Here is a 1,137-nt window from a genome sequence, read left to right on the forward strand (position 1 = left end):
AAACTTCATTGCCGCAGCTTCGGTTTATTACTTAGCCCCGTTACATCTTCCGCGCAGGCCGACTCGACCAGTGAGCTATTACGCTTTCTTTAAATGATGGCTGCTTCTAAGCCAACATCCTGGCTGTCTGAGCCTTCCCACATCGTTTCCCACTTAGTAATAATTTGGGACCTTAGCTGGCGGTCTGGGTTGTTTCCCTCTCCACGACGGACGTTAGCACCCGCCGTGTGTCTCCCGGATAGTACTTACTGGTATTCGGAGTTTGCAAAGGGTTGGTAAGTCGGGATGACCCCCTAGCCTTAACAGTGCTCTACCCCCAGTAGTATTCGTCCGAGGCGCTACCTAAATAGCTTTCGGGGAGAACCAGCTATCTCCAGGTTTGATTGGCCTTTCACCCCTAGCCACAAGTCATCCGCTAATTTTTCAACATTAGTCGGTTCGGTCCTCCAATTGATGTTACTCAATCTTCAACCTGCCCATGGCTAGATCACCTGGTTTCGGGTCTATATCCAGCGACTAAGTCGCGCAGTTAACACTCGCTTTCGCTACGGCTCCCCTAGATGGTTAACCTTGCCACTGAATATAAGTCGCTGACCCATTATACAAAAGGTACGCAGTCACACCACGAAGGTGCTCCTACTGCTTGTACGTACACGGTTTCAGGTTCTATTTCACTCCCCTCACAGGGGTTCTTTTCGCCTTTCCCTCACGGTACTGGTTCACTATCGGTCAGTCAGTAGTATTTAGCCTTGGAGGATGGTCCCCCCATATTCAGACAGGATATCACGTGTCCCGCCCTACTCGATTTCACTGAATGTGCGTTGTCAACTACGGGGCTATCACCCTTTATTGCCGGACTTTCCAGACCGTTCGTCTAACGCATATAAAGCTTAAGGGCTAGTCCAATTTCGCTCGCCGCTACTTTCGGAATCTCGGTTGATTTCTTTTCCTCGGGGTACTTAGATGTTTCAGTTCCCCCGGTTCGCCTCGCTGCGCTATGTATTCACGCAGCGATACTAGCTTATGCTAGTGGGTTTCCCCATTCGGAAATCCCAGACTCAAGTGGTTTTTACTACCTAATCTGGGCTTATCGCAAGTTAATACGTCCTTCATCGCCTCTGACTGCCAAGGCATCCA

Annotated in this window: 1 rRNA gene; it reads right to left on the reverse strand. The window is 49.9% G+C overall.

The window, feature by feature from the left end:
* Window positions 1–1,137: ribosomal RNA gene (locus tag VJL_RS10735) — 23S ribosomal RNA — on the reverse strand; the annotation flags it as partial.

The organism is Vibrio jasicida CAIM 1864 = LMG 25398, assembly GCF_000400365.1.
In the GTDB taxonomy this organism is placed as follows: Bacteria; Pseudomonadota; Gammaproteobacteria; order Enterobacterales; family Vibrionaceae; genus Vibrio; species Vibrio jasicida.